The 23,185-nt window shown below is 66.9% G+C and carries 26 protein-coding genes and 3 tRNA genes; 24 read left to right on the forward strand and 5 right to left on the reverse strand.

The genetic code is table 11. The annotated features are described in order from the left end of the window. Positions 1-124: 124 nt before the first annotated feature. The gene (locus ACKI2N_RS08420; protein ID WP_420993768.1) at positions 125-841 is read left to right on the forward strand and encodes a hypothetical protein; all 717 of its coding nucleotides are present in this window, start codon (positions 125-127) and stop codon (positions 839-841) included. Between the two features lie 119 nt (positions 842-960). Then, complete coding sequence (locus ACKI2N_RS08425) at positions 961-1,359, forward strand: acyl-CoA thioesterase (protein WP_420993769.1); 399 nt, start codon at positions 961-963, stop codon at positions 1,357-1,359. Between the two features lie 19 nt (positions 1,360-1,378). On the opposite strand, the gene ACKI2N_RS08430 is transcribed toward ACKI2N_RS08425, so the two are convergent. Further along, positions 1,379-1,924 (reverse strand): LuxR C-terminal-related transcriptional regulator, encoded by a 546-nt coding sequence (locus ACKI2N_RS08430; protein ID WP_420993770.1) that lies wholly within the window; start codon positions 1,922-1,924, stop codon positions 1,379-1,381. A gap of 178 nt (positions 1,925-2,102) precedes the next feature. Here ACKI2N_RS08430 and ACKI2N_RS08435 point away from each other — a divergent pair, with 178 nt between their 5' ends. Beyond that, the gene (locus ACKI2N_RS08435; protein WP_420993771.1) at positions 2,103-2,816 is read left to right on the forward strand and encodes a CoA transferase subunit A; all 714 of its coding nucleotides are present in this window, start codon (positions 2,103-2,105) and stop codon (positions 2,814-2,816) included. Between the two features lie 11 nt (positions 2,817-2,827). Beyond that, positions 2,828-3,466, forward strand: a complete 639-nt coding sequence (locus ACKI2N_RS08440) for a CoA transferase subunit B (protein WP_420993772.1) — start codon at positions 2,828-2,830, stop codon at positions 3,464-3,466. Between the two features lie 70 nt (positions 3,467-3,536). Here ACKI2N_RS08440 and ACKI2N_RS08445 read toward each other — a convergent pair whose 3' ends face one another. Next, positions 3,537-4,001 carry a DUF411 domain-containing protein gene (locus ACKI2N_RS08445; protein WP_420993773.1) on the reverse strand — a complete coding sequence of 155 codons (465 nt, stop codon included), beginning with the start codon at positions 3,999-4,001 and terminating at the stop codon, positions 3,537-3,539. A gap of 15 nt (positions 4,002-4,016) precedes the next feature. Next, positions 4,017-4,805, reverse strand: coding sequence for a 3-hydroxybutyrate dehydrogenase (locus tag ACKI2N_RS08450; protein ID WP_420993774.1), 789 nt, complete (start codon positions 4,803-4,805; stop codon positions 4,017-4,019). A 296-nt stretch (positions 4,806-5,101) separates the two neighbouring features. On the opposite strand from ACKI2N_RS08450, the gene ACKI2N_RS08455 reads away from it, so the two are divergent. From ACKI2N_RS08455 to ACKI2N_RS08520, 14 genes are all read left to right on the forward strand, one after another. Further along, positions 5,102-5,986: an alpha/beta fold hydrolase gene (locus ACKI2N_RS08455; protein WP_420993775.1), complete on the forward strand. Its 885-nt coding sequence runs from the start codon at positions 5,102-5,104 to the stop codon at positions 5,984-5,986. Between the two features lie 60 nt (positions 5,987-6,046). Then, entirely contained in the window at positions 6,047-6,409 is a 363-nt protein-coding gene (locus ACKI2N_RS08460; RefSeq protein ID WP_420993776.1) for a RidA family protein, read from the forward strand. A 15-nt stretch (positions 6,410-6,424) separates the two neighbouring features. After that, a complete protein-coding gene (locus ACKI2N_RS08465; protein ID WP_420993777.1) occupies positions 6,425-8,644 on the forward strand; it encodes a RelA/SpoT family protein in 2,220 nt (739 codons plus the stop codon). Between the two features lie 21 nt (positions 8,645-8,665). Then, a tRNA-Val gene (locus tag ACKI2N_RS08470) sits at positions 8,666-8,742 on the forward strand. A 78-nt stretch (positions 8,743-8,820) separates the two neighbouring features. Beyond that, a tRNA-Val gene (locus ACKI2N_RS08475) sits at positions 8,821-8,897 on the forward strand. Positions 8,898-9,290: 393 nt separating this feature from the next. Next, a complete protein-coding gene (thrS, locus tag ACKI2N_RS08480) occupies positions 9,291-11,198 on the forward strand; it encodes a threonine--tRNA ligase (RefSeq protein ID WP_420993778.1) in 1,908 nt (635 codons plus the stop codon). A gap of 45 nt (positions 11,199-11,243) precedes the next feature. Next, entirely contained in the window at positions 11,244-11,765 is a 522-nt protein-coding gene (infC, locus tag ACKI2N_RS08485) for a translation initiation factor IF-3 (RefSeq protein ID WP_081651578.1), read from the forward strand. A gap of 168 nt (positions 11,766-11,933) precedes the next feature. After that, entirely contained in the window at positions 11,934-12,131 is a 198-nt protein-coding gene (gene rpmI / locus ACKI2N_RS08490) for a 50S ribosomal protein L35 (RefSeq protein ID WP_006575466.1), read from the forward strand. Positions 12,132-12,160: 29 nt separating this feature from the next. Beyond that, positions 12,161-12,517 (forward strand): 50S ribosomal protein L20, encoded by a 357-nt coding sequence (gene rplT, locus ACKI2N_RS08495; RefSeq protein ID WP_092292801.1) that lies wholly within the window; start codon positions 12,161-12,163, stop codon positions 12,515-12,517. A gap of 332 nt (positions 12,518-12,849) precedes the next feature. Beyond that, positions 12,850-13,887 carry a phenylalanine--tRNA ligase subunit alpha gene (gene pheS / locus ACKI2N_RS08500; RefSeq protein ID WP_420993920.1) on the forward strand — a complete coding sequence of 346 codons (1,038 nt, stop codon included), beginning with the start codon at positions 12,850-12,852 and terminating at the stop codon, positions 13,885-13,887. Between the two features lie 70 nt (positions 13,888-13,957). Further along, positions 13,958-16,405, forward strand: coding sequence for a phenylalanine--tRNA ligase subunit beta (pheT, locus tag ACKI2N_RS08505; protein WP_420993779.1), 2,448 nt, complete (start codon positions 13,958-13,960; stop codon positions 16,403-16,405). Between the two features lie 86 nt (positions 16,406-16,491). Beyond that, the gene (locus ACKI2N_RS08510; RefSeq protein WP_420993780.1) at positions 16,492-16,905 is read left to right on the forward strand and encodes an integration host factor subunit alpha; all 414 of its coding nucleotides are present in this window, start codon (positions 16,492-16,494) and stop codon (positions 16,903-16,905) included. A gap of 151 nt (positions 16,906-17,056) precedes the next feature. Continuing rightward, positions 17,057-17,488 (forward strand): MerR family transcriptional regulator, encoded by a 432-nt coding sequence (locus tag ACKI2N_RS08515; RefSeq protein WP_420993781.1) that lies wholly within the window; start codon positions 17,057-17,059, stop codon positions 17,486-17,488. 57 nt (positions 17,489-17,545) lie between these two features. After that, positions 17,546-17,622: transfer RNA gene (locus tag ACKI2N_RS08520), tRNA-Pro, on the forward strand. Between the two features lie 212 nt (positions 17,623-17,834). Here the strand turns inward: ACKI2N_RS08520 and ACKI2N_RS08525 are convergent. Then, positions 17,835-18,110, reverse strand: a complete 276-nt coding sequence (locus ACKI2N_RS08525; protein ID WP_420993782.1) for a hypothetical protein — start codon at positions 18,108-18,110, stop codon at positions 17,835-17,837. Between the two features lie 582 nt (positions 18,111-18,692). Between ACKI2N_RS08525 and ACKI2N_RS08530 the strand changes: the two genes are divergently transcribed. From ACKI2N_RS08530 to ACKI2N_RS08555, 6 genes are all read left to right on the forward strand, one after another. After that, the gene (locus tag ACKI2N_RS08530) at positions 18,693-20,198 is read left to right on the forward strand and encodes an ATP-binding protein (RefSeq protein ID WP_420993783.1); all 1,506 of its coding nucleotides are present in this window, start codon (positions 18,693-18,695) and stop codon (positions 20,196-20,198) included. 392 nt (positions 20,199-20,590) lie between these two features. Further along, positions 20,591-20,878 (forward strand): hypothetical protein, encoded by a 288-nt coding sequence (locus tag ACKI2N_RS08535; protein ID WP_420993784.1) that lies wholly within the window; start codon positions 20,591-20,593, stop codon positions 20,876-20,878. A 32-nt stretch (positions 20,879-20,910) separates the two neighbouring features. Continuing rightward, the gene (locus tag ACKI2N_RS08540; RefSeq protein ID WP_420993785.1) at positions 20,911-21,153 is read left to right on the forward strand and encodes a hypothetical protein; all 243 of its coding nucleotides are present in this window, start codon (positions 20,911-20,913) and stop codon (positions 21,151-21,153) included. Positions 21,154-21,222: 69 nt separating this feature from the next. Next, positions 21,223-21,474 carry a hypothetical protein gene (locus tag ACKI2N_RS08545; RefSeq protein ID WP_420993786.1) on the forward strand — a complete coding sequence of 84 codons (252 nt, stop codon included), beginning with the start codon at positions 21,223-21,225 and terminating at the stop codon, positions 21,472-21,474. Positions 21,475-21,548: 74 nt separating this feature from the next. Next, positions 21,549-21,917: a hypothetical protein gene (locus ACKI2N_RS08550; protein WP_420993787.1), complete on the forward strand. Its 369-nt coding sequence runs from the start codon at positions 21,549-21,551 to the stop codon at positions 21,915-21,917. Positions 21,918-22,221: 304 nt separating this feature from the next. Continuing rightward, a complete protein-coding gene (locus ACKI2N_RS08555; protein WP_420993788.1) occupies positions 22,222-22,476 on the forward strand; it encodes a hypothetical protein in 255 nt (84 codons plus the stop codon). Between the two features lie 18 nt (positions 22,477-22,494). Here the strand turns inward: ACKI2N_RS08555 and ACKI2N_RS08560 are convergent, their stop codons facing one another. Further along, on the reverse strand, positions 22,495-23,127 hold the full coding sequence (locus tag ACKI2N_RS08560; RefSeq protein WP_420993789.1) for a DUF2939 domain-containing protein: 633 nt from the start codon (positions 23,125-23,127) through the stop codon (positions 22,495-22,497). Positions 23,128-23,185: the final 58 nt, after the last annotated feature.

Here is a 23,185-nt window from a genome sequence, read left to right on the forward strand (position 1 = left end):
CCGGCGCCGCCGCGTCGCCATTGCGCCTCGGGGTGAAGCCGTGTCCAGATCCGTTTCCAGTCCCAGTTCCAGTCCCCGCCGCCGTACCGGTGGCGCCCTCAGTGCTGCCGATTCCGCTACCGGCATGCCGCCGTTGCCGGCCGATGCGGCCGTGCCGCCGCCCTGGGGCACGAGCTTCGACGTGCGCGAATCGCTGGACGCCATGCGCGCCGCCGCCGTGAAGCGCCATCTGGCCGCCATCGGCCCGGGCCAGGCGCGCACGCTGCGGCAGGCGCGGCAGCGCAGCCTGGTGACCGGCGTGCTGGGCGGGGGCGTGGCGGTGCTGGCGCTGTGGCTTGCCAGCATTGCCTTGCGCGGCGGCGGTCCGCCGCCGGCCGCGGAGATGGCCGGCGCACCCGCGCCGGCCGGGCCAGCCGTGGTGGCGGAAACGCCGGCGCCGGTTGCCGAAAACGTACCGGAGAGCGTGCCGGAAAGTATGTCGGAAAGTATGCCGGACAGCGTGCCCGACGCCGTCGCGGCCTTGTCGCCCGCGGTTTCGGCGTTCGCCGCCGCCGCGCTGCCGCCCGCCGCGGCCGGCGGCACGGAACCCGCTGCCGCCGGCGTTGCGGCCCCGCCGGTGGCCGCGCGCCAGGCCGCGCAGGCGCGGCCCGTCGCCGCGCGGCTGACGGCCAGCCGGAGCGCGCTTCGGCCGGCTGGCGACGCGGACGAGGATGCAAGCTACGGCGACGAAGCGCCGGAAGCCGGCGCCCTGGATGGCTGGCCCCGCCCCAGCGCGGCTGCCTACCTGCCGCACGACACGCCGTTCGAGCTGCCCGCCCATACCCGGCTGAGCGACGGCTGAGCGACAGCTGAACAGCGGTCGAGCGGCGATCGAACAGCGGTCGAACAGCCGCCGAGCCGCGCAGGAACCGTCGCTTCCGCCGATGGAAGCGGCGCGCCGCGAGTGGTAGGCTAGCGCCCATGAAACCCGTATTCACTCTGCGCATGCCCATCCGGTGGGGCGACATGGACGCCATGGGCCATGTCAACAACACGGTCTATTTCCGCTACCTGGAGCAGGCGCGCATCGCCTGGTTCGAGTCGCTCGGGCATGGCGGCAAGGACGCCGCCGGCCACGGCCCGGTCATCATCAACGCGCACATGACCTTTATCCGGCAACTGCGCTACCCCGGCGACATCGAATGCCGCATGTCCGCCGGCGCGCTCGGCCGCACCAGCTTCGAGACCCGCATGGAGATCCGCCGCACCGACCAGCCCGAAGTGGTCTACGCCGAGGGCGGCGCCAAGGTGGTGTGGTGCGACTACGCGGCAGAGAAATCGGTGCCGGTGCCCGCCGCGCTCCGCGCCCTGATCGGGTAGCCGCCGGCGGCCGCGCCGCTCAGTGGTTGACCAGGCGCTGCACCAGGTCCACCGCGGTGTGCGCGCCGTATTTCTTCATCAGCCGCGCGCGGTAGATATCCACCGTGCGCGGGCTGATCGACAGCAGCTTGCCGATCTGCTTGCTGGTCTTGCCGTCCACCAGCTGCGCGGCGATGTCGCGCTCGCGCGCGGTCAGCTCGGCGGTGACCGGGCGCTTCTGCGACAAGTCCTCGAAGGTCCAGATGCCCGCGCCCAGCGGCTGCGAGCGGTCCAGCGAGCGGCCCGTGACATGGCACCAGAACAGCTCGCCGCCGGCGCGCTTCATGATGCGCTCGTCCGAATAAGCCCCTCTGGCATTCATGATCGGGACGATGCGCGCGCCGGTGCGCTCGAATTCGTCGGCGGTGGGGTAGAGTACCTGGAACGACTCGCCCAGCAGCGCCTGCCGCGTGGTGCCGAAGATGCGGCAGACCTCGTCGTTGCAGTCCTCGATCATGCGCTCGCGCGACAGCACGAGGCCGACCGGGGCAAGCTGGAAGGCGGTCTGGTAGTCGATGGCGGGCATTGGCTTATGTAGTTTTACGTATTGGCGCGGCATACCGCACATGCGTATGCTGTCGGACGTTCGGCAGCGGGGCGATGTCCGCCCGATTGTACCGTTACAATTTCCCTGCGTGGCTCGCCGGCGGCACTCCGCACGGCGGGCGCAGCGACAGGAAAATCACCGAGGCAAGGAGATAAAGATGAACAAGGTCTACGCCAGCGCCGCGCAGGCGCTCGCGGGCGTCGTCCGCGACGGCCAGACGATCGCGGTCGGCGGATTCGGTCTGTGCGGCATTCCCGAGGCACTGATCGCGGCGCTGCGCGACAGCGGCGCCAGGCAGCTTACCTGCATCTCTAACAATGCCGGCGTCGACGGCTTCGGCCTCGGCCTGCTGCTGGCCACGCGCCAGATCAGCAAGATGATCTCTTCCTACGTGGGCGAGAACAAGGAGTTCGAGCGCCAGTACCTGGCCGGCGAGCTGGAACTGGAATTCACGCCGCAGGGCACGCTGGCCGAGAAGCTGCGCGCCGGCGGCTCGGGCATTCCGGCGTTCTTCACCAAGACCGGCGTCGGCACCATCGTCGCCGAAGGCAAGGAAATCCGCGAGTTCGACGGCCAGCAATACGTGATGGAACGTGCCCTGACCGCCGACGTGTCCCTGGTCAAGGCCTACAAGGCCGACCGCGCGGGCAACCTGGTGTTCCGCCGCACCGCGCGCAACTTCAACCCGATGTGCGCGATGGCGGGCAAGGTCACCGTGGTGGAGGTCGAGCACCTGGTCGAGACCGGCACGCTGGACCCGGACGAGATCCATACGCCGGGCATCTTCGTGCAGCGCATCGTGCTGAACGCCACCCCCGAGAAACGCATCGAGCAGCGCACCGTGCGGGTTTCAGAAAATCAGGCCAGCTAAGGAGCGACATCATGGCATGGACACGTGACGAAATGGCGGCGCGCGCCGCGGCCGAGCTGCAGGACGGCTTCTACGTCAACCTCGGCATCGGCTTGCCGACCCTGGTGGCCAACCACGTCCCGGCGGGGATGGAAGTGTGGCTGCAATCGGAGAACGGCCTGCTCGGCATCGGCCCGTTCCCGACCGAGGACGAAGTCGACGCCGACATGATCAACGCCGGCAAGCAGACCGTGACCACGCTGCCGGGCTCGTCGATCTTCTCGTCGGCGGACTCGTTCGCGATGATCCGCGGCGGCCATATCAACCTGGCCATCCTGGGCGCGATGCAGGTCAGCGCGAAGGGAGACCTTGCCAACTGGATGATCCCGGGCAAGATGGTCAAGGGCATGGGCGGCGCGATGGACCTCGTCGCCGGCGTCGGCCGCGTGGTGGTGCTGATGGAACACACCGCCAAGAAGAAGGACGGCAGCGAGGACATCAAGATCCTGGACGCCTGCAACCTGCCGCTGACCGGCGTGGGCGTGGTCAACCGCATCATCACCGATCTCGGCGTGATCGACGTGACCGACGCTGGCCTGAAGCTGGTGGAGACGGCGCCTGGCGTGAGCCGCGAAGAGATCCAGAGCAAGACGGGCGCGCCGCTGCTCTGAGCATCGCGACAAGGGCCTCGCAGGCCCTTGCGGCACCCCGGGAAATGGCCGCGATGCGGCCATTTCCGCTTTATGCGCCGCGCTTGCCGTAGCTGGCGAAGACCGAGGCCGCGCCGTCCCTGCGGATCAGGAAGACATCGAACGGGTCCTTGCGCGAACCCTGCTCCATGCCCGGCGAACCCACCGTCATGCCCGGCACCGCCAGGCCCGCGGCGGCGGGTCGGGCGGCCACCAGCCGCCGGATGTCGGCCGCCGGCACGTGGCCCTCGATGCCGTAGCCCGCGATCAGCCCCGTATGGCAGGAGCCGAAGCGCTCCGGAATGCCGGCGCGCGCGCGGTAGGGCCCCGTATCGTCCACATCGCGCACCGTGACGGCGAAGCCGCTGGCGCGCAGATGCCCGACCCAGGCTTCGCAGCAGCCGCAGCCGGGGGTCTTGAAGACTTCGATGGCCGGCGCCGGCGCGGCCAGGGCGCGCTCCAGCGCCAGCGCGGCGGCGCCCGCCGCCAGGGTCCCGATGAAGTGGCGTCTTCGCATGCGGGCTCCTCGCGCTTACTGCGCCACCCAGCCGCCGTCCATGTTCCAGGCCGCGCCGCGCACCTGGCGCGCCGCGTCGCTGGCCAGGAACACCGCGAGCGCGCCGAGTTCCTCGGGCGTGACGAACTGGCCGGACGGCTGCTTCTCGATCACCAGTTCCTGTTTGGCCTGTTCCACCGCGATGCCCGCCTTCTGCGCGCGCGCTTCCACCTGCTTCTGCACCAGCGGCGTGAGCACCCAGCCCGGGCAGATCGCGTTGGCGGTGATGCCGGTCTGCGCGGTTTCCAGCGCCGTGACCTTGGTGAAGCCGACGATGCCGTGCTTGGCGGCCACGTAGGCGGATTTCTGCGCCGAGGCCACCAGGCCGTGCACGGAGGCGATATTGATGATGCGGCCCCAGTCCTTGCGCTTCATGCCGGGCAGGGCCAGGCGCGTGGTGTGGAAGGCGGAGGTCAGGTTGATGGCGATGATGGCGTCCCAGCGCTCGGGCGGGAAGTCCTCGATATTGGCCACGTGCTGGATGCCGGCGTTGTTGACGAGGATGTCGGCGCCGCCGAATTCGGCCTCGGCGTAGCGCATCATGTCCTCGATCTCGGCGGACTGGCTCATGTCGGCGCCGTGGTAGCCCACGCGGATGTCCGCGCCGGACCGCGCGCCCGCCTGCGCGATCTCGCGCCTGGCGGCCTCGGCGTCGCCGAAACCGTTGACGATGATGTTGGCGCCCTGGGCGGCGAGCGCCTGCGCGATGCCGAGACCGATACCGCTGGTCGAACCTGTGACAAGTGCCGTCTTGCCTTTGAGCATGGATGTCTCCGTCGGGAATGTCTCTGAGGATGTGTGCCTGAGCTGTGTCTGACCTGCGTCCGGCCTGTATTTTGCGTGCCTCTTGCATGCCTCTTGCATGCCTCTTGCGTGCGTGCCGCTGGCGTGTGCGCCGCGCCCGCCAGGCGCGCGCGGCCAGCCGCCGCTGGCGCCGGCGTGGCGGCGCCGGGCCGGATGCTGTGGCATTGTAACTGCTGCGGCGTACAATCCAGCTTTGCCCAGCCGCGTGCCGCCCAGCCGGCGGCGCCGCTTCGATAACGCTTTGCCAGGGAGTTCAGATGTCAGTCAGTCCGCGCCTCGGCTTCGTCCAGTGCATCAGCCCGGCGGGGCTCCACCGCATGGCGTATCACGAGTGGGGCGATCCCGCCAATCCCCGCGTCCTGATGTGCGTGCATGGCCTGACGCGCACCGGCCGCGATTTCGACACCGTGGCCGCCGCGCTGTGCGGCGAGTACCGCGTGGTCTGCCCCGACGTGGTCGGGCGTGGCCGCTCGGACTGGCTGGCCGATCCGCGCCGCTATGTCGTGCCGCAGTACGTGTCCGACATGGTCACGCTCATCGCGCGGCTCAACGTCGAGCAGGTCGACTGGTTCGGCACCTCGATGGGCGGCCTGATCGGCATGGGCCTGGCCGGCCTGCCCAGGTCGCCGGTGCGCAAGCTGCTGCTCAACGACGTGGGCCCGCGCCTGGCCGCCTCGGCGGTGGAGCGGATCGGCGCCTACCTGGGCCTGCCGGTGCGCTTCAAGACCTTCGAGGAAGGCCTGGCCTACCTGCAGACCATCAGCGCTTCGTTCGGCCGCCACACGCCCGAGCAATGGCGCGAGCTCAACGGCGCCATCCTCAAGCCGATGCAGGGCGCCGAAGGCCTGGAATGGGGCTTGCATTACGATCCGGCGATGGCGCTGCCGTTCCGCGAGACCACGCCCGAGCAGGTGAGCGCCGGCGAGGCCGCGCTGTGGCATATGTTCGAAGCCATCCAGGCGCCCACGCTGGTGGTGCGCGGCGCCCAGTCCGACCTGCTCACGCGCGAGACCGTGGCCGAGATGGTGGCGCGCGGGCGCAATGTCAGTGCGGTGGAAGTCCCGGATGTGGGGCATGCGCCGACCTTCATCGATCCGGCGCAGGTCGCCATCGCCAGGCAGTTCTTCCTGGGCGCGGCCTGAGTCGCCGGGCCGGTATCGCGTTTTTTAGCAGACCAACCAGAACAACAGAGTTTTTTTGCCATGAGCACCAGTGAACTGAAGCGCGCCCACGTGGGCAAGCGCCTGTCCGAATACGCGATCTACAACGGCGTGGTCTACCTCGCCGGCCAGGTGGCGGAAACCGACCCCGCCGCCGACCTGCGCGGCCAGACCCGCGAAGTGCTGGGCCATGTCGAACGGCTGCTGGCGGAAGCCGGCAGCGACAAGAGCCGGATCCTGTCGTGCCAGATCTTCCTCACCAACGTGGACGAGATCGGCATCATGAACGAGGTGTGGGACGAGTGGGTGGTGCAGGGCAGCACGCCGCCGCGCGCCACCGTGGAAGCACGCCTGGCCAATCCCCGGTACCGGATCGAAGTGGTGGTGACCGCCGCGCTCAAGTGAGGCTGGTGCAGCAAGATGGTGACGTCGACTGACCTGACCGGGCAGATTGCCGGCACGCCCGACGCGGGCCTGGTGGAGCGCGCGCTGGCTTATGTGCGCGAGCGCGGCAGCGCCGCGCAGCTGCCCACCGGCGAGCCCGTGCTCACGCACGCCGAAGGCATGCTGCGCATTCTCGACGGCCTGCGCGTCGACGATGCCGCGCGCGCGGCGGCCTGCCTGTTCGCGGTCGCGGCCTTCGTGCCGGGCTGCGAGGAAGACATCGAGCCGCGCTTCGGCGAGGAAGTCGCCAGGCTGGTCAAGGGCGTGCGGCAACTGCTGCGCATCGGCGCCATCGCGGTCGGCCACAGCGGCGCGCCGGAGACCACCAAGGACGAGATCGCCGCGCGCCAGGAGCAGGTGGAAGCGCTGCGCAAGATGCTGCTGGCGTTCGCGCAGGATATCCGCGTGGTGCTGGTGCGGCTGGCCTCGCGCCTGCAGACGCTGCGCTGGCTGGCGCAGGCCAAGGCGCAGCCGCTGCCCGGCGTGGCGCGCGAAACGCTGGACATCTACGCGCCGCTGGCCAACCGGCTCGGCATCTGGCAGATGAAGTGGGAGCTGGAGGACCTGGCGTTCCGCTTCGAGCAGCCCGATACCTACAAGCGCATCGCCAAGCTTCTCGACGAGAAGCGCATCGAGCGCGAAGGCTTTATCGGCAGCGCCATCGCGCGGCTGCAATCCGAACTCGAGGCCGCCGGCATCCGCGCCGAGGTGACGGGCCGGCCCAAGCATATCTACAGCATCTGGAAGAAGATGCGCGGCAAGGAGCTGGACTTTGCCGACCTCTACGACGTGCGCGCGTTCCGCGTGATCGTGGACGACATCAAGGACTGCTACACCGTGCTGGGCATCGTGCACCATATCTGGCAGCCGATCCCGCGCGAGTTCGACGACTATATCTCGCGGCCCAAGGCCAACGGCTACAAGTCGCTGCACACGGTGGTGATCGGCGACGACGGGCGCGCCTTCGAGGTGCAGATCCGCACCCAGGAAATGCACCATTTCGCCGAGTACGGCGTGGCCGCGCACTGGCGCTACAAGGAAGCCGGCAGCAAGGGCTACAGCGGCCAGTTCTCGGCCAGCGAGCGCTACGACGAGAAGATCGCCTGGCTGCGCCAGCTGCTGGCCTGGAAGGACGACGCCGACCATTCGGTGGCGCACGACGAGTCGTGGGAGCAGCTCAAGCACGCCGCCATCGACGACCACATCTACGTGCTCACGCCGCAGGCGCGCGTGGTGGCGCTGCCGCAGGGCGCCACGCCGGTGGACTTTGCCTATTACCTGCACACCGACCTCGGCCACCGCTGCCGCGGCGCGCGCGTGGACGGCACCATGGTGCCGCTCAACACGCCGCTCAAGAACGGGCAGACGGTGGAGATCATCGCCGTCAAGCAGGGCGGCCCGTCGCGCGACTGGCTCAACGCCGACCTGGGCTACCTGGCCGCGCCGCGCGCGCGCGCCAAGGTGCGGGCGTGGTTCAACGCGCTCGACTCGCAGGAAACCATCGCGCAGGGCCGCGCGCTGATCGACAAGACGCTGCAGCGCGAAGGCAAGACCGCGGTCAGCCTGGACGACCTGGCCTCGCGGCTCGGCTTCAAGACGCCGGAAGACCTGTTCTCGTCGGTGGCCAAGGAAGAATTCAGCCTGCGCCACGTGGAGCAGGCGCTGCGCCATCCCGAGGGCGAGGCCGCCGCGCCGGTCAGCGAGGAAGAGGCCGTCACCAAGAAGAGCCGCGCCACCAGCGTGGCGCGCGGCGCCAAGAGCGGCGTGCTGGTGGTGGGCGTGGACTCGCTGATGACGCAGATGTCCAAGTGCTGCAAGCCGGCGCCGCCGGACGACATCGTCGGCTTCGTCACGCGCGGGCGCGGCGTCTCCATCCACCGGCGCAACTGCCCCACCTTCGGCCAGTTGTCGGCGCGCGCGCCGGAGCGCGTGATCCAGACCGAGTGGGGCAAGAAGAGCGACGCCGTCTATCCGGTGGACATCCATGTCGAGGCGGTCGACCGGCAGGGCCTGCTGCGCGATATCTCCGAAGTGCTGTCGCGCGAGAAGATCAACGTCACCGGCGTGAAGACGCTGTCGAGCAAGGGCGTGGCGCGCATGCAGTTCACCGCCGAGGTGTCCGAGGCGACGCAATTGCAGCGCGCGCTCGGACTGATCGAAGACGTGGCAGGGGTCTTGCAGGCGAAAAGAAAGTGATGCTATACTCGCGCTTTCGCTAGGCTCGTAGCTCAGCTGGTTAGAGCACCACCTTGACATGGTGGGGGTCGTTGGTTCGAGTCCAATCGAGCCTACCAACGAATTCGCAGTGGCAAGCAATTCTGGTAGTGCGCTGGCGTGCGGCAGAAAAAGAAGTAGGGCAGTAGTGTGGCAGTAGGCTCGTAGCTCAGCTGGTTAGAGCACCACCTTGACATGGTGGGGGTCGTTGGTTCGAGTCCAATCGAGCCTACCAAAAGCATTGCAGCAGGCAGTAACCCCGCAGTAACCGCAGTATTCAATTCGCAGTACCCGATTCGCAGTATCCGGTTCAACCCGCTCACAGGAACGGAAGGCGCCATGATGATGACATCGCGAACTACTACCGCTAATTAGCGACAGTAGTCGAGGTGCGCCTTGATCCCGGTCCGGCCGGGGTTGAAATCGAGAAAAACGCAGCCTTGGCTGCGTTTTTTTTCGCCTGTCGCTCGTTAGCTGCCTGCTATGCTGCCGGTCGCCGGTAGATGCGACCGCGCGAAATCCCCGCTGCCTGGCCCGTGCCCCGCATGGCTGCCCGGTGCTACAAGATGCTTTTCATCCGCTTGCCGCCGCGCAGACGCCGGCGGGCGGATTCCTGATGAGGTGCAAGATGATCGCAATCACGCTGCCGGATGGTTCCCGCCGCGAGTTTCCCGGCCCGGTGACGGTCGCAGAAGTGGCGCAGAGCATTGGCGCCGGCCTGGCCAAGGCGGCCCTGGCCGGCAAGGTGGACGGCCGCATGGTCGACACCAGCTACCTGATCGAGCAGGATGCCGGCCTGGCCATCGTGACGGACAAGGACGCCGACGGCGTCGACGTGATCCGCCATTCGACGGCGCACTTGCTGGCCTACGCCGTCAAGGAACTGTTCCCGGACGCGCAGGTGACGATCGGCCCGGTGATCGAGAACGGCTTCTACTACGACTTCGCCTACAAGCGTCCTTTCACGCCCGAGGACCTCGTCGCCATCGAGAAGAAGATGGCCGAGCTCGCCAAGAAGGACGAGAAGGTGACGCGCGAAGTCTGGAGCCGCGACGAGGCCGTGCGGCTGTTCGAGTCGATGGGCGAGAAGTACAAGGCCGAGATCATCGCGTCGATCCCGCAGGACCAGGAAATCGGCCTGTACCGCGAAGGCAAGTTCGTCGACCTGTGCCGCGGCCCGCACGTGCCGTCCACGGGCAAGCTCAAGGTCTTCAAGCTGATGAAGGTGGCCGGCGCCTACTGGCGCGGCGACGCCAAGAACGAGATGCTCCAGCGCATCTACGGCACGGCCTGGGCGAAGAAGGAGGACCAGGAAGCCTACCTGCACATGCTGGAGGAGGCCGAGAAGCGCGACCACCGCAAGCTGGGCAAGCTGCTCGACCTGTTCCACCTGCAGGAAGAGGCGCCCGGCATGGTGTTCTGGCACCCCAAGGGCTGGCAGGTATGGCAGGCCGTGGAGCAGTACATGCGCGGCCGCCTGACGCAGGCCGGCTACGAGGAAGTGCGCACGCCGCAGGTGATGGACCGTTCGCTGTGGGAGAAGTCGGGCCACTGGCAGAACTACAAGGAAAACATGTTCGTCACGGAGTCGGAAAAGCGCGACTACGCGATCAAGCCGATGAACTGTCCCGGCCATGTGCAGATCTTCAACCATGGCCTGCGCTCCTACCGCGACCTGCCGCTGCGCCTGGCCGAGTTCGGCGCCTGCCACCGCAACGAGCCCTCGGGCGCGCTGCACGGGCTGATGCGCGTGCGCGGTTTTGTGCAGGATGACGCGCATATCTTCTGCACGGAAGAGCAGATCGTGGCCGAGGCCAAGGCCTTCAATGAACTGGCCTTCTCGGTCTACGACGATTTCGGCTTCAAGGACGTGGCGGTCAAGCTGTCGCTGCGCCCCGACCAGCGCGCCGGCTCGGACGAGATCTGGGACCACGCCGAGGAAGGCCTGCGCCTGGCGCTGCGCGCCTGCGGCGTGGAGTGGGAAGAGTTGCCGGGCGAGGGCGCTTTCTACGGCCCCAAGGTCGAGTACCACATCAAGGACGCGATCGGCCGCTCGTGGCAGTGCGGCACGCTGCAGCTCGACCTGGTGCTGCCGGAGCGCCTGGATGCCGAATACGTCTCCGAGGACAACTCGCGCAAGCGCCCCGTGATGCTGCACCGGGCCATCCTGGGCTCTTTCGAGCGCTTCCTGGGCATCTTGCTGGAGAATCACGCCGGCGCGCTGCCCGCCTGGCTGGCGCCGGAGCAGGTCATCGTGATGAATATTGCCGACTCGCAGGCGGAATATGCCGAAAACGTCGTGCAATCACTGCTAAAACAAGGATTTAGGGCCAAGGCGGATTTGCGTAACGAGAAAATTACGTATAAAATCCGCGAGCATTCCCTTCAGAAGATTCCCTACCTGCTGGTGGTGGGCGACAAGGAGCGGGATGCCAATCAAGTGGCCGTGCGTGCCCGTGGCAATGTGGATCTGGGTGTGATGCCCGTTTCCGCGTTTGCGGAGCGTCTGCAACAGGACGTCGCCAGCAAAGCCTGATGGGATGAGCACGGCTTGTTTTTTGTCTTCTTGAGGTAACGCAACATCGCTACAGACAAAGGTCATCGCATCAACCGCGAAATCAGCGCACCCGAATTGCGTCTGGTCGGGGTTGATAATGAGCAGCTCGGCATCGTCAAGTTCATGGACGCGCTTCGCCTGGCTGAGGATAAGGACTTGGACTTGGTGGAGATCGCGCCGACCGCGGTGCCTCCGGTGGCCCGTATCATGGACTACGGCAAGTTCAAGTACGAGGAAGCCAAGCGCGCGCACGACGCCAAGCTGAAGCAGAAGATCATCCAGGTCAAGGAAGTCAAGTTCCGGCCGGGTACGGATGATGGCGACTACAACGTCAAGCTGCGTAACCTGAAGCGCTTCCTAGAAGACGGCGACAAGACCAAGATCACGCTGCGTTTCCGCGGCCGTGAGATGGCGCACCAGGAAATCGGCGCGCGTGTGCTCGAACGCCTGAAGGCGGACCTGGAAGAAGTCGGCCAGGTCGAGCAGATGCCGAAGATGGAAGGGCGCCAGATGGTGATGGTGCTGGCTCCCAAGAAGAAGAAGTAAGATTCTGCGCGTCGCCGCGGCCCGGTGGAGAATTCCGCCGGGCGCGGCGGCGTGCGAATACGGCGCGGACTGCCCATGCGGTGCCGCGCAACAACAAGTGGATGCGGGTCATGCAAGCGCCGGCGCCAGCTGGCCACCTGCATGCATGTCATAGAGCTGGAGTTTTTCATGCCGAAGATGAAGACCAAGAAAAGCGCTTCCAAGCGCTTTACTGCGCGTCCGAATGGTTCGTTCAAGCGTGGCCAGGCCTTCAAGCGTCACATCCTGACCAAGAAGACCACCAAGAACAAGCGTCAACTGCGCGGCACCCAGGACGTCCATGAGACGAACCTGAAGTCCGTTCGCGCAATGATGCCCTACGCATAACCCCCTAACGAAAACGAAAGGAGCATTTCATGCCTCGAGTAAAGCGTGGGGTCACTGCACGGGCCCGTCACAAGAAAGTCATCGACGCTGCCAAGGGTTACCGCGGCCGTCGCAATAACGTCTACCGCATCGCCAAGCAGGCGGTCATGCGTGCCGGCCAGTACGCGTACCGCGATCGCCGCAACAAGAAGCGCGTGTTCCGCGCGCTCTGGATTGCGCGTATCAATGCCGCGACGCGTGAGCATGGCTTGACCTACAGCGTGTTCATGAACGGTCTGAAGAAGGCCTCGATTGAACTGGACCGCAAGGTGCTGTCGGACATGGCCATCCATGACAAGCCTGCCTTTGCCGCCATCGTCAACCAGGTGAAAGCCTCCGTTGCCTGATGCCGGCTCCGGCCTGGCGCGCTAGCTGCGCGCCAGGCCGGGGGCAAGCACCGACCGCAAGGTCGACAGCATCTCCACCGGATTCGCATCCGGCGGACCTGCAAGAACGGGGCTCCTTACCGAGCCCCGTTTTTATTTCGGATGCCGTTTGTGTCTTCTTGCGTGCCCGCCGGCCAGGCGGGCGCGGCGGGCGAGACGGCATCCGAAACGAGCCCCGCGCCGCTCCCGGTGCCGCGCGGGGCCCGGCACCCACATCGCACCTAGTGCCAACCCACGCCCGGGCCCTTCTCGTGACCCGGACGCCAAATTTATCGCCGACCGCCGCCATGTCTCTGGATCCGGATCAAATCGTCGCCGACGCCCAGGCCGCCTTCGCCGCCGCCAACGACAACGCCACGCTGGAAAACGAAAAAGCCCGCTTTCTCGGCAAGACCGGCGCGCTCACCGAGCTGCTCAAGAGCCTCGGCAAGCTCGACCCGGAGGCGCGCAAGAGCGAAGGCGCGCGCATCAACCAGGCCAAGCAGCAGGTCGAGGCCGCGCTCAACGCGCGCCGCCAGGCGCTGGCCGACGCGCTGATGAACGCGCGGCTGGCCGCCGAGGCCATCGATGTCACGCTGCCCGGCCGCGCGGTGGCGCGCGGCAGCCTGCATCCGGTGATGCGGAGCTGGGAGCGCGTCGAGCAGATCTTCGGCTCGGTCGGTTTCGACGTGGCCGACGGCCCCGAGATCGAGACCGACTGGATGAACTTCACCGCGCTGAACAACCCGGACAACCATCCGGCGCGCTCGATGCAGGATACCTTCTACGTGGACGGCCGCGACAGCGAGGACAAGCTCCTGCTGCTGCGCACCCACACCAGCCCGATGCAGGTACGCTACGCGCGCATGCACGTGGAGAAGTACAAGGGCCGCGCCATGCCGCCGATCAAGGTGATCTGCCCGGGCCGCACGTACCGCGTCGACAGCGATGCCACGCACTCGCCGATGTTCAACCAGGTCGAGGGCCTGTGGATCGGCGAGGACGTGAGCTTCGCCGACCTGAAGGGCGTGTACACCGACTTCCTGCGCAAGTTCTTCGAGCGCGACGACATAAAGGTGCGCTTCCGCCCGTCGTACTTCCCGTTTACCGAGCCGTCGGCGGAAATCGACATGGCCTTCGAGGATGGGAAGAATGCGGGCAAGTGGCTGGAGATCTCCGGCTCGGGCCAGGTGCACCCGAACGTGCTGCGCAACATGGGGCTGGACCCCGAGCGCTACATCGGCTTCGCCTTCGGCTCCGGCCTCGAACGCCTGACCATGCTCCGCTACGGCATCAACGACCTGCGCCTGTTCTTCGAAGGCGACGCGCGCTTCCTGCGCCAGTTTGCCTGAGGCCGCGCACGCGTCCGAGCATCACGTCACCGACTCAACAGAACAGAATACTTACCGGATCAGAAGCGCCATGCAATTCTCGGAATCCTGGCTTCGCAGTTTCGTCAATCCCGACAAGGTCACCACCGATGCGCTCTCGCACAGCCTGACCATGGCCGGGCTGGAAGTGGAAGAGGTCGGCCCGGTCGCGCCGCCGTTCGACAAGGTGGTGGTGGCCCGCGTGCTCTCCACCGAGCGCCATCCCAACGCCGACCGCCTCAACGTGTGCCAGGTCGATGCCGGCACCGGCCAGACGCTGCAGATCGTGTGCGGCGCGCCCAACGTGGCGCCCGGCATCCTGGTGCCGTGCGCGCTGGTCGGCGCGGTGCTGCCGCCGGCCGAGGCGGGCGGCAAGCCGTTCGAGATCAAGGTGGGCAAGCTGCGCGGCGTGGACAGCTTCGGCATGCTGTGCTCGGCGCGCGAGCTCAAGCTGTCCGAAGACCACGGCGGCCTGATGATCCTGCCGCCGGATGCGCCGGTCGGCCAGGACATCCGCAAGTACCTGGACCTCGATGACCAGGTCTTCGTCATCAAGCTCACGCCCAACAAGGCGGACTGCCTGTCGATCCACGGCGTGGCGCGCGAAGTCGCCGCGCTCACGGGTGCCGCGCTGACGTTGCCGGAGATGAAGCCGGTCGCGGTGACGCTGGCCGACAAGCTGCCGGTCAAGGTGTCCGCGCCCGACCTGTGCGGCCGCTTCTCCGGCCGCGTGATCCGCGGCGTGAACGCGCGCGCGGCCACGCCGGCGTGGATGGTCCGGCGCCTCGAGCGCGCCGGCCAGCGCAGCATCTCCGCGCTGGTGGACATCTCCAACTACGTGATGCTCGAGCTGGGCCGTCCCTCGCACGTATTCGACCTGGACAAGATCCATGGGGGGCTGGACGTGCGCTGGGGCCGCAAGGGCGAACAGCTCAAGCTGCTCAACGGCAACACCGTGGAGCTCGACGAGCAGGTCGGCGTGATCGCCGACGACAAGGAGATCGAAAGCCTGGCCGGCATCATGGGCGGCGACAGCACTGCGGTCTCGCTCGACACCACCAACATCTACCTCGAAGCCGCCTTCTGGTGGCCCGAGGCGATCCAGGGCCGCTCGCGCCGCTACAACTTCGCCACCGACGCGGGGCACCGCTTCGAGCGTGGCGTGGACTACGCCACCACCGTCGAGCACATCGAGCGCATCAGCGCGCTGATCCTCGAGATCTGCGGCGGCCAGGCCGGCCCGGTCGACGACCAGGTCGTCAACCTGCCGCAGCGCAAGCCGGTGCGCCTGCGCGTGGCGCGCGCCGAGCGCGTGCTCGGCATCGAGCTCTCGTCGGCGGAAATCGCCGACGTGTTCCAGCGCCTGCGTCTGCAGTTCACGCGCGAGCAGGGCGCCGATGGCGAAGTGTTCGTGGTGACGCCGCCGAGCTACCGCTTCGACATCGAGATCGAGGAAGACCTGATCGAGGAAGTCGCGCGCATCTACGGCTTCGAGCGCATCCCCGCGCGCCCGCCGGTGGCCGAGAGCGAAATGCGCCCGACCGACGAAGCGCGCCGCTCCACCCACGTGGTGCGCCACGCCATCGCCGCGCGCGACTACCAGGAAGTGATCAACTTCGCCTTCGTCGAAGAGAAGTGGGAACGCGACTTTGCCGGCAACGACAACCCGATCCGCCTGCTCAACCCGATCGCCAGCCAGCTCGCCGTGATGCGCTCGACGCTGATCGGCGGCCTGCTCGACAAGGTGCGCTACAACCTCAACCGCAAGGCTTCGCGCGTGCGCCTGTTCGAAGTCGGCCGCGTGTTCCACCGCGACGCCGCGGTGGCGGACGGCGGCCTGACCGTGGCCGGCTACCGCCAGCCGATGGTGGCCGGCGGCGTCGCCTGCGGCCCGGCCTTCGAGGAGCAGTGGGGCGTGGCCACGCGCCCGGTGGACTTCTTCGACGTCAAGGGTGACGTCGAAGCGCTGCTGCACCCGCGCGTGGCGCGCTTCGAGCCGGTCTCGCATCCGGCGCTGCATCCGGGCCGCGCCGCGCAGGTGCTGGTCGACGGCAAGGCCGCCGGCGTGATCGGCGAACTGCATCCGCGCTGGCTGCAGGAATACGAGCTCAGCCAGGCGCCGGTGGTGTTCGAGCTGGACCTGCAGGTACTGCGCGAAGCGGGGCTGCCGGGCTACACCGAGATCTCCAAGTTCCCGGCCGCCGTGCGCGACCTGGCGCTGGTGGTGAAGCAGGCGGTGCGCGTGCAGGACCTGCTCGACACCATGCGCGCGGCGCTGGAAAAACAGGGCTACGGCCGCTACTGCCAGAGCCTCGCGCTGTTCGACGAGTTCCGTCCGAAGGCGGCTTCCGCGGCCATCGGCGCGGACGAGAAAAGCCTTGCGTTCCGCTTGACCTTGCAAGATACTGGGGCGACCCTCCAGGACGAAACCGTCGACAGCGCGGTGCGCTGCATGGTCGAAGCCGCGGGCACCGCATTCCAGGCGCGGCTGCGCGGCTGAACCAGCGGGCACGCCGGCTGGCGTGACGACATGACAATGGAGCGCCCGGACCTCCGCATCCGGGCGGATCGCCACACTGAATGACAATGAACGATCGACACGCGCATCTCATGGCCGCAGCAATGGGTGAGGCAGGCGACCGGCAGGCAGCGTCCCTCGACGACGAGGCCGCCGACGCCCGCGCCGCCGAGGTACCCACGCTCACCAAGGCCGAGCTCGCCGAAATGCTGTTCGACCAGGTCGGTCTCAACAAGCGCGAATCCAAGGACATGGTCGAAGCCTTCTTCGACGTGATTCGCGAAGCGCTGGAACATGGCGACAGCGTCAAGCTGTCCGGCTTCGGCAACTTCCAGCTGCGCGACAAGCCGCAACGCCCCGGGCGCAATCCCAAGACCGGCGAGATCATCCCCATCACGGCACGGCGCGTGGTGACGTTCCACGCCAGCCAGAAGCTCAAGGCCCTGGTGGAGGAACGCGCCGGCCTCGCGGTACCGGGCTGAGCTTTGTTTGCCAGCAGCACTGCCAGTCGCTATCCTGCTCATCTGTCTGCCGTTCCGATTGCCGTTCCGATTCGCCACGCGCGCCCGCGCACTTGCCCGCGCGGCGATCCCAACCACTGCCGGCACGGCCTGAAGCCCGCCCATTCACCGTATGTCGGAAAGACCCAGCGAACGCATTGCGTTGCCGCCGATTCCCGCCAAGCGCTACTTCACCATTGGCGAAGTCAGCGAGCTTTGCGCCGTCAAGCCGCATGTGCTGCGCTACTGGGAGCAGGAGTTCACGCAGCTCAAGCCAGTCAAGCGGCGCGGCAACCGGCGCTACTACCAGCATCATGAAGTCCTGCTGATCCGCCGCATCCGCGACCTGCTGTACGAGCAGGGCTTCACCATCAACGGCGCGCGCAACCGCCTCGACGAAGGACGCCAGCATGGCCATGCGCCCGCCGAAGACGAGCAGGCCGTGGTGGCGGTGCCGGCCGACGAAGCGCCCGTGTTCGCACTCGACCTCAACAACCTGCGCAACGAACTGGTGGAAGTCCAGCACCTGCTCGCGCAGCTTCGGCAGATCGCACGGCATGAATAAAAAGTGCATCAGGGGACTAGCCAGCGAATAAATGCTTCTGCTATAATCTTTTTCTTTCGGGGCGTAGCGCAGCCTGGTAGCGTACCTGCATGGGGTGCAGGTGGTCGGAGGTTCAAATCCTCTCGCCCCGACCAGTATCAAGAAAAACCCGCACAGTGAAAGCTGTGCGGGTTTTTTATTTCCCGCGCCCGATGTTTTCTACGGTGTCTTTTCACGGTGCCGCCGGTTCTTGCCGGTTTCGGCTCGCGCGGCCGCATATCGCGCCTCGCGCGCATTGCGTGCGTCCCGTCTCCCGTTCCCCGTCCCCGCTTTCCTTCCTGTCGCGGGGGAGTGCCGGCCGCAGCGGCTATTTCTTCGTGAGCCAGCGCCGGTCCGACAAGGTTTCCGGGTACCTCGGTTCCTCTTTCTCCTGTTTGCGGGGAACAAGTTCGACCTTGGGCCCGACCGGCCCGATAAAACGTACCGTGCCCTCGCCGATTAATCTCGCCAGGGCAAACTTGAAGTCGTCCGCCGTGGTTGCCTGGTTCCAATGCACATAGGCATCGTACAAATGCCTCACATCCTGGCTGTGCTGGAGCAGTTGGGCCAATATGAATGCTTTTTCGTGGTGATAAGGTTCCATGACTGACTTTCAGGACGTCTCATGCTGGCATGGTTCCTTCAGTGCTATTCGCTGCGACATCAGGCTGCGGATTTTTAATGCCAGTGCTCTATCGTCCGGGCAGCTGCTGCGCTAAATCCCTCTTTGGGAGGGGTGGTTGAAGCCCGGATTTTATGGATGGGCGGGACGGTGTCGCTCGCCAGGCTTGCCGCTGTCGGTACGTGGATTTCCGTGCACGTCTTGTCCAGGGCCCGCGCAGGGTGCGGGCCGGCATGGCTGGCGCCGGGCGCAGGCTGGCGGGGCAACCGCCGTGCTGTCGCATCGCCATGCCGGACGCCGCTGGAATTCCGGTCACGGCGAATATCGAGGGGAAAATAAGATAAACAAGAGGGTTGAATTATTTATCAATTCAAGGGGATTGAGCGATTAATCCGTCGGCGGCCATGGTTTGACATTATCGTGTTTTTTTCCTTTAATTCTGACGGAGCGGCGGCGATGATTTCGGGGATGGATTATTAATTGCCGGGCCATCCTTGCCGGAGTCATCAATATCTCGCGCATGCCTGAAAGATTCCTGGTCGGAACATTCTTCGAGTCAGCCTCATGGAAGCGCAACGTGCAGATGCCGATACGATCGGGCGGGTGGATATCCTCAAGCGGCTGCCGTTCTGGAGCACGCGCGGCGACGGTTACCTGGATTATGCGAACGACCTGTGGCTCGGCTGCGCCGACCTGAGCCTGGACGAGGCCCGGGGATCGGGGTGGCGCAGCAGCATCCATCCCGACGACCTCGCCGGATTCACGTCGGTCTGGCAGGCGCTGATGGAATCGGGAGAGGAGGGCTACGCGGAAGCGAGGCTTGGCTCGGCGGCGTCGGGCTGGCGCTGGTATCTGTCGCGCGCTTTTCCGGTGCGCGATGATGAAGCCGGCCCTGTCGTGCGCTGGTATGGCGTGCTCTTCGACATCAGCGACCGCAAGCGGGTCGAGCAGTCGCTGAAGCTCAGCGAGGCCTACCTCGCGCAGGCACAGCGATTGAGCCGGACCGGCAGCTTCGGGGTGAACTTCGGCGACGGCACGCTGTATTGGTCCGAGGAGACCTACCGCATCTTCGATTACCCGCCCTCGCAGCCGCTGTCGCTCGATGCGATATGGTCCTACGTGCATCCCGACGATCTGCCGCAGGTGCGGCAGGCCCTCGAGCTGTGCGAGACGGCGTGGTCCGGGCTGGACGTCCGCTACCGCATCGTGCTGCGCGACGGAACGGTAAAGAACCTGCGGGCGCTGGGGCAGGTCCAGGCGGGACCATCGGGCGCCCGGGAACTGATCGGCGCCGTGATCGACGTCACCGCCGCGCAGCTTGCCGAGGAGCGCCTGCTGCGCACGCATGCCGAACTGGCCCAGGCGGGGCGGGTCATGGTCCTGGGAGAGCTTGCCGCATCCATCGTGCATGAAGTCAATCAGCCGCTGGCGGCCATCGTCGCGCATGGCGGGGCATCGCTGCGCTGGCTGGAGCGGGACGCGCCCGATATCGGGGAGGCGGTCATGGCGATTCGCCACATGGTGAGCGACGCGGAGCGTGCCGCGGACGTGATAAGGCGGTTGAGGGCGTTCGGAAGAGAGGAGGCGCCTTCGCGGACGCTGGTGGACGTAAATGACCTGATTCTCGCCACGCTTCCGCTGATCGGCCTGCAGGGCCGCGGCAAGGCCGTGGAGAGGCGGTTATGCCTCGAACCCAACCTGCCCGAAGTGCGGATGGACCAGGTGCAGCTGCAGCAGGTGCTGATCAACCTGGTGAGCAACTCTGCGCAGGCGATCGAGCAGTCGCCGCAGGCGGGCACGGGAATGGTTCAGATCCGGTCGCGCCTGGACGGCTCGGGGGACATTGTGATCGAGGTTTGCGACACCGGCCCCGGATTCGACGACCATCAGCTCGCGCGGTTGTTCGAACCCTTCTTTACGACCAGGAAAGGGGGCGTGGGACTGGGCTTGTCCATTTGCCGGTCGATTATCGAGGCACATGGCGGCAGCATTTGCGCCAGTAATCGCGCGGGCGGCGGCGCATGCATGGAGGTCCGCATGCCGGCAGGCGCGAAAGGCGGATCGGGCTGAGCGATTGCCGCGCGGAGGCGCGGCGGCAATCATGGCGGCCTCGCGGCCGTTCCGCCGGTATCGTGAAAACCCGCATGGCGAAAACCGCGCGGGTTTTTATTTTGTGTTTATCGCTTTCATTTCGCCTTGGTTTCGTTTTCATGGGCATGCATCCATGGCAGCGGAAACCGGCCGGCGGGTCCGGTGCCGTTGCCCCGCTCTCATGCGCGCCACGGAAAACCATCCTGCCGGGCATGCCTTCCTTTATCGATCGGGTTTGTAGTGGCCCGGCGCTGACCCTACAATCAAAGCGTAGCCGCGCGGTCTGCATGTCTTGCTCGAAAGACGTTTACGGCCCGCCGGCAACTTCGCTGCTTTCCCTATTCCCACGGGCACGACGACAGGAGTGGACGATGGCCAAACGCGAGCGCGCTGCACGGGCCTTGCAGGACGAGGTAAGCCGGCGCATCCAGCGTATCGACGACATCATCGAGGACGGCGCGAGGGTGCGCGTGCCGGCGCCGCAGCCGCATGCGCGCGACGCGCGCGGGCGCAACTGGGACATGAAGGCGTTCGGCAATGCCACCGGCTACGAGAAGAGCATCCGCATCGTGGTGGACAAGGCGCGCGACGAATTCGATCTGGTGGCGCCGCCAGGACAGGGCGAGGGTGCGGCCGATCCTTTCGGCGGCGCTCCGTGAGCCGGCCGGGGACGGCCTCGTTGGAGTAATGCATGCAGGCTTGCGATCCCTGCCATCTGCTCGTCGGCGCGCCGGTCTCGGTGCTGCCGCATGAGAATCTGGCCGCGTCCGGCGCGGGTGCGCTCGGCATGGAGATCAATTCGCGCTGGGTGGACCGGCCGTGGCACTGCACGGTCTGCGGCGCGTGGATGTTCCAGAATGCTGCCCACGGCGATCCGCCCAATGTCTGGCGCATGGGGCGGCGTCCGCACGAGCGCCCGCTGGAGTGTGTCTGATCCCGGCTGCCGGCCCGGCGCTCCCGCTGCGCCGCGGCATGCTACGATGCCCGGCAAAGGGGAGACATCATGGGTGAATCGAGAACGCTGCATTACCGCGGGCACGTGGTGCTGATTTCCGTGCAGCAGCACGCGCGCGGCTGCCTGGTGAGCGCGTCGATCGTGCGCGAGGGCAAGGGCGAGGTACGCAATCCTTCTCCGCTGCAGTCGTGGATGGGGCACGAACAAGGCGAGTTGCTGGAGGTGGCGGACCGGGCCCAGGCACGCGCCTGCCGCCTGATCGACGCTACGGTGGACCATGTCGCCTATGCAGCGGACTGAGCGCCGGCACGGCATTTGCCAGAAGTTTTGCGGCCTGGCCTACATGGCGGCGGGTCGCGGTCGTTAATCGGGGTATGAACTCATACGATGCTTCCGAAAACGGCGCGGCCAACGCCGACGCCATGGGCTGGGGTTCGTCGCCGCCACACGTGCTGGCGGCGGTGCTCAATACCGCCCTGGCCGCCGAAGACCTGCACGGTTTCGCCGCGCTCCTGTCCGACATGGCGCGCGACCGTGGCCTCAAGGGCACGCGCGGCGCCCACCAGTCCATCTACGACATGCCCTATGCCAGCCTGCTGCCACGCCAGCAGCATCTGCTGGCCGACGCCTTCGAGCTGCTGATCCGCCTCGGGCTGGAATTGCAGCCACGCCGGCCGCGGATGCTGGGCGACGGCCCGGCCGATCTGCTGGCGCGCGGCAGCCACGATATTCCGCCCGCCTGAGCGCGGCCGCGCCGGCTCGCCTCGACTCACGCCAACCCCCCGCCAACGCGCATCAACACGCATCAACGCGCGCCCGCTGTCCGCGGGCGCGGCCGGCACACGTCTGGCAGAAGGCCCGCGCCGCGTGCTAGCATCACGCAAAACCAGGGGGGCCTCCAGCCCTGACCGATCAGATCGCCGCCATGACGGCGACACGCCGCCCGCGCCGCAGCCGATCCCGGCCGGGCGGCAATACTGGCAGCGGCCGCCTGCGCACGGCCGTGGTGTCCGAGGGGAGCGATCGCGAGCCGTGGAGGTATGTGTGATGGACGAAGACGAACCTTTCGGGGTTGTGTTCGAGGATTTTCGCGTCATCTGGGTGGCCGAGCGCCTGCAGGACGGCACCTGGACGGCGCGCTACTGCTGGCACCCGGGCACCTCCGAGGCTTCCGCCAAGGCGTTGCAGGCCGCGGTGCTGAGCGGCAGGTCCAAGCGCCTGCTGGGCGAATTCAAGACCGAGGAAGAGACCGTCGCGGCCATCAAGGCCGCGGTGCTGCTCGAAGCCAAGTGGGTGCGCTGAGCCATCCGCCCCGGCGCGCTAGCGCGCGGGCACGGCGAAGTCCGGCAAGGCGACGCTGCTCCATTTCCAGCTCCACAGGCCGTCGCGCGCGAGGCCGATGACGATGCGCTCGCCATTGTTCGTGGTGGCCGATGCCTCGACCCTGTTCAGGCCGCGGTAGGACAGCGCGTACCTGAGCGCTTCCCTGGCGGCCTCCTTCTTTTCTTGCCCAGGCGCTTGCTCCGGCTGTGCCTGGGGGCGCGCCCCGCCCTTGTCCTGTTGCGGGGCGGGAGCCGATGCCGGCGGCGCCGGCGGCGTGGAGGGCGCCGGCGCGGCGGTGGGTTTCTCGCCGGCCATCAGCGCCATCACGCCGGCGGGCGACACCATGGTGTCGATCATGGTGTTGATGACCGCCTGCCCGATGGCCTGCCCGATGCCGGCCAGCGGCGTGTCGCGCAGCAGCGGCGCGCCGAGCTTGCGCTCCAGCGCGGCCGTCAGCTGGCCCTTCAGGCTTTCGCGCAGCGCGGGGTAGTCGACGTAGCGGGAAAACCTGTCGGCGTCGCGCGCTTCGAGGGCGGCCCGCATCTGGTAAAGCGTCCAGTAGGGGCTGGCATAGCTGGTGGCGGCGACGGCGAGCGCTGCCGCGAGCGCTGCCTTGGAGACTCTGTTCATCGCATGTCCGGTTGGCGCCGTCGCGACGGCGACGGGCGCGGAGCGCCCATTGTCCCCA

It is taken from the genome of Cupriavidus sp. 30B13 (genome assembly GCF_049059565.2).
Classification (GTDB): domain Bacteria; phylum Pseudomonadota; class Gammaproteobacteria; order Burkholderiales; family Burkholderiaceae; genus Cupriavidus.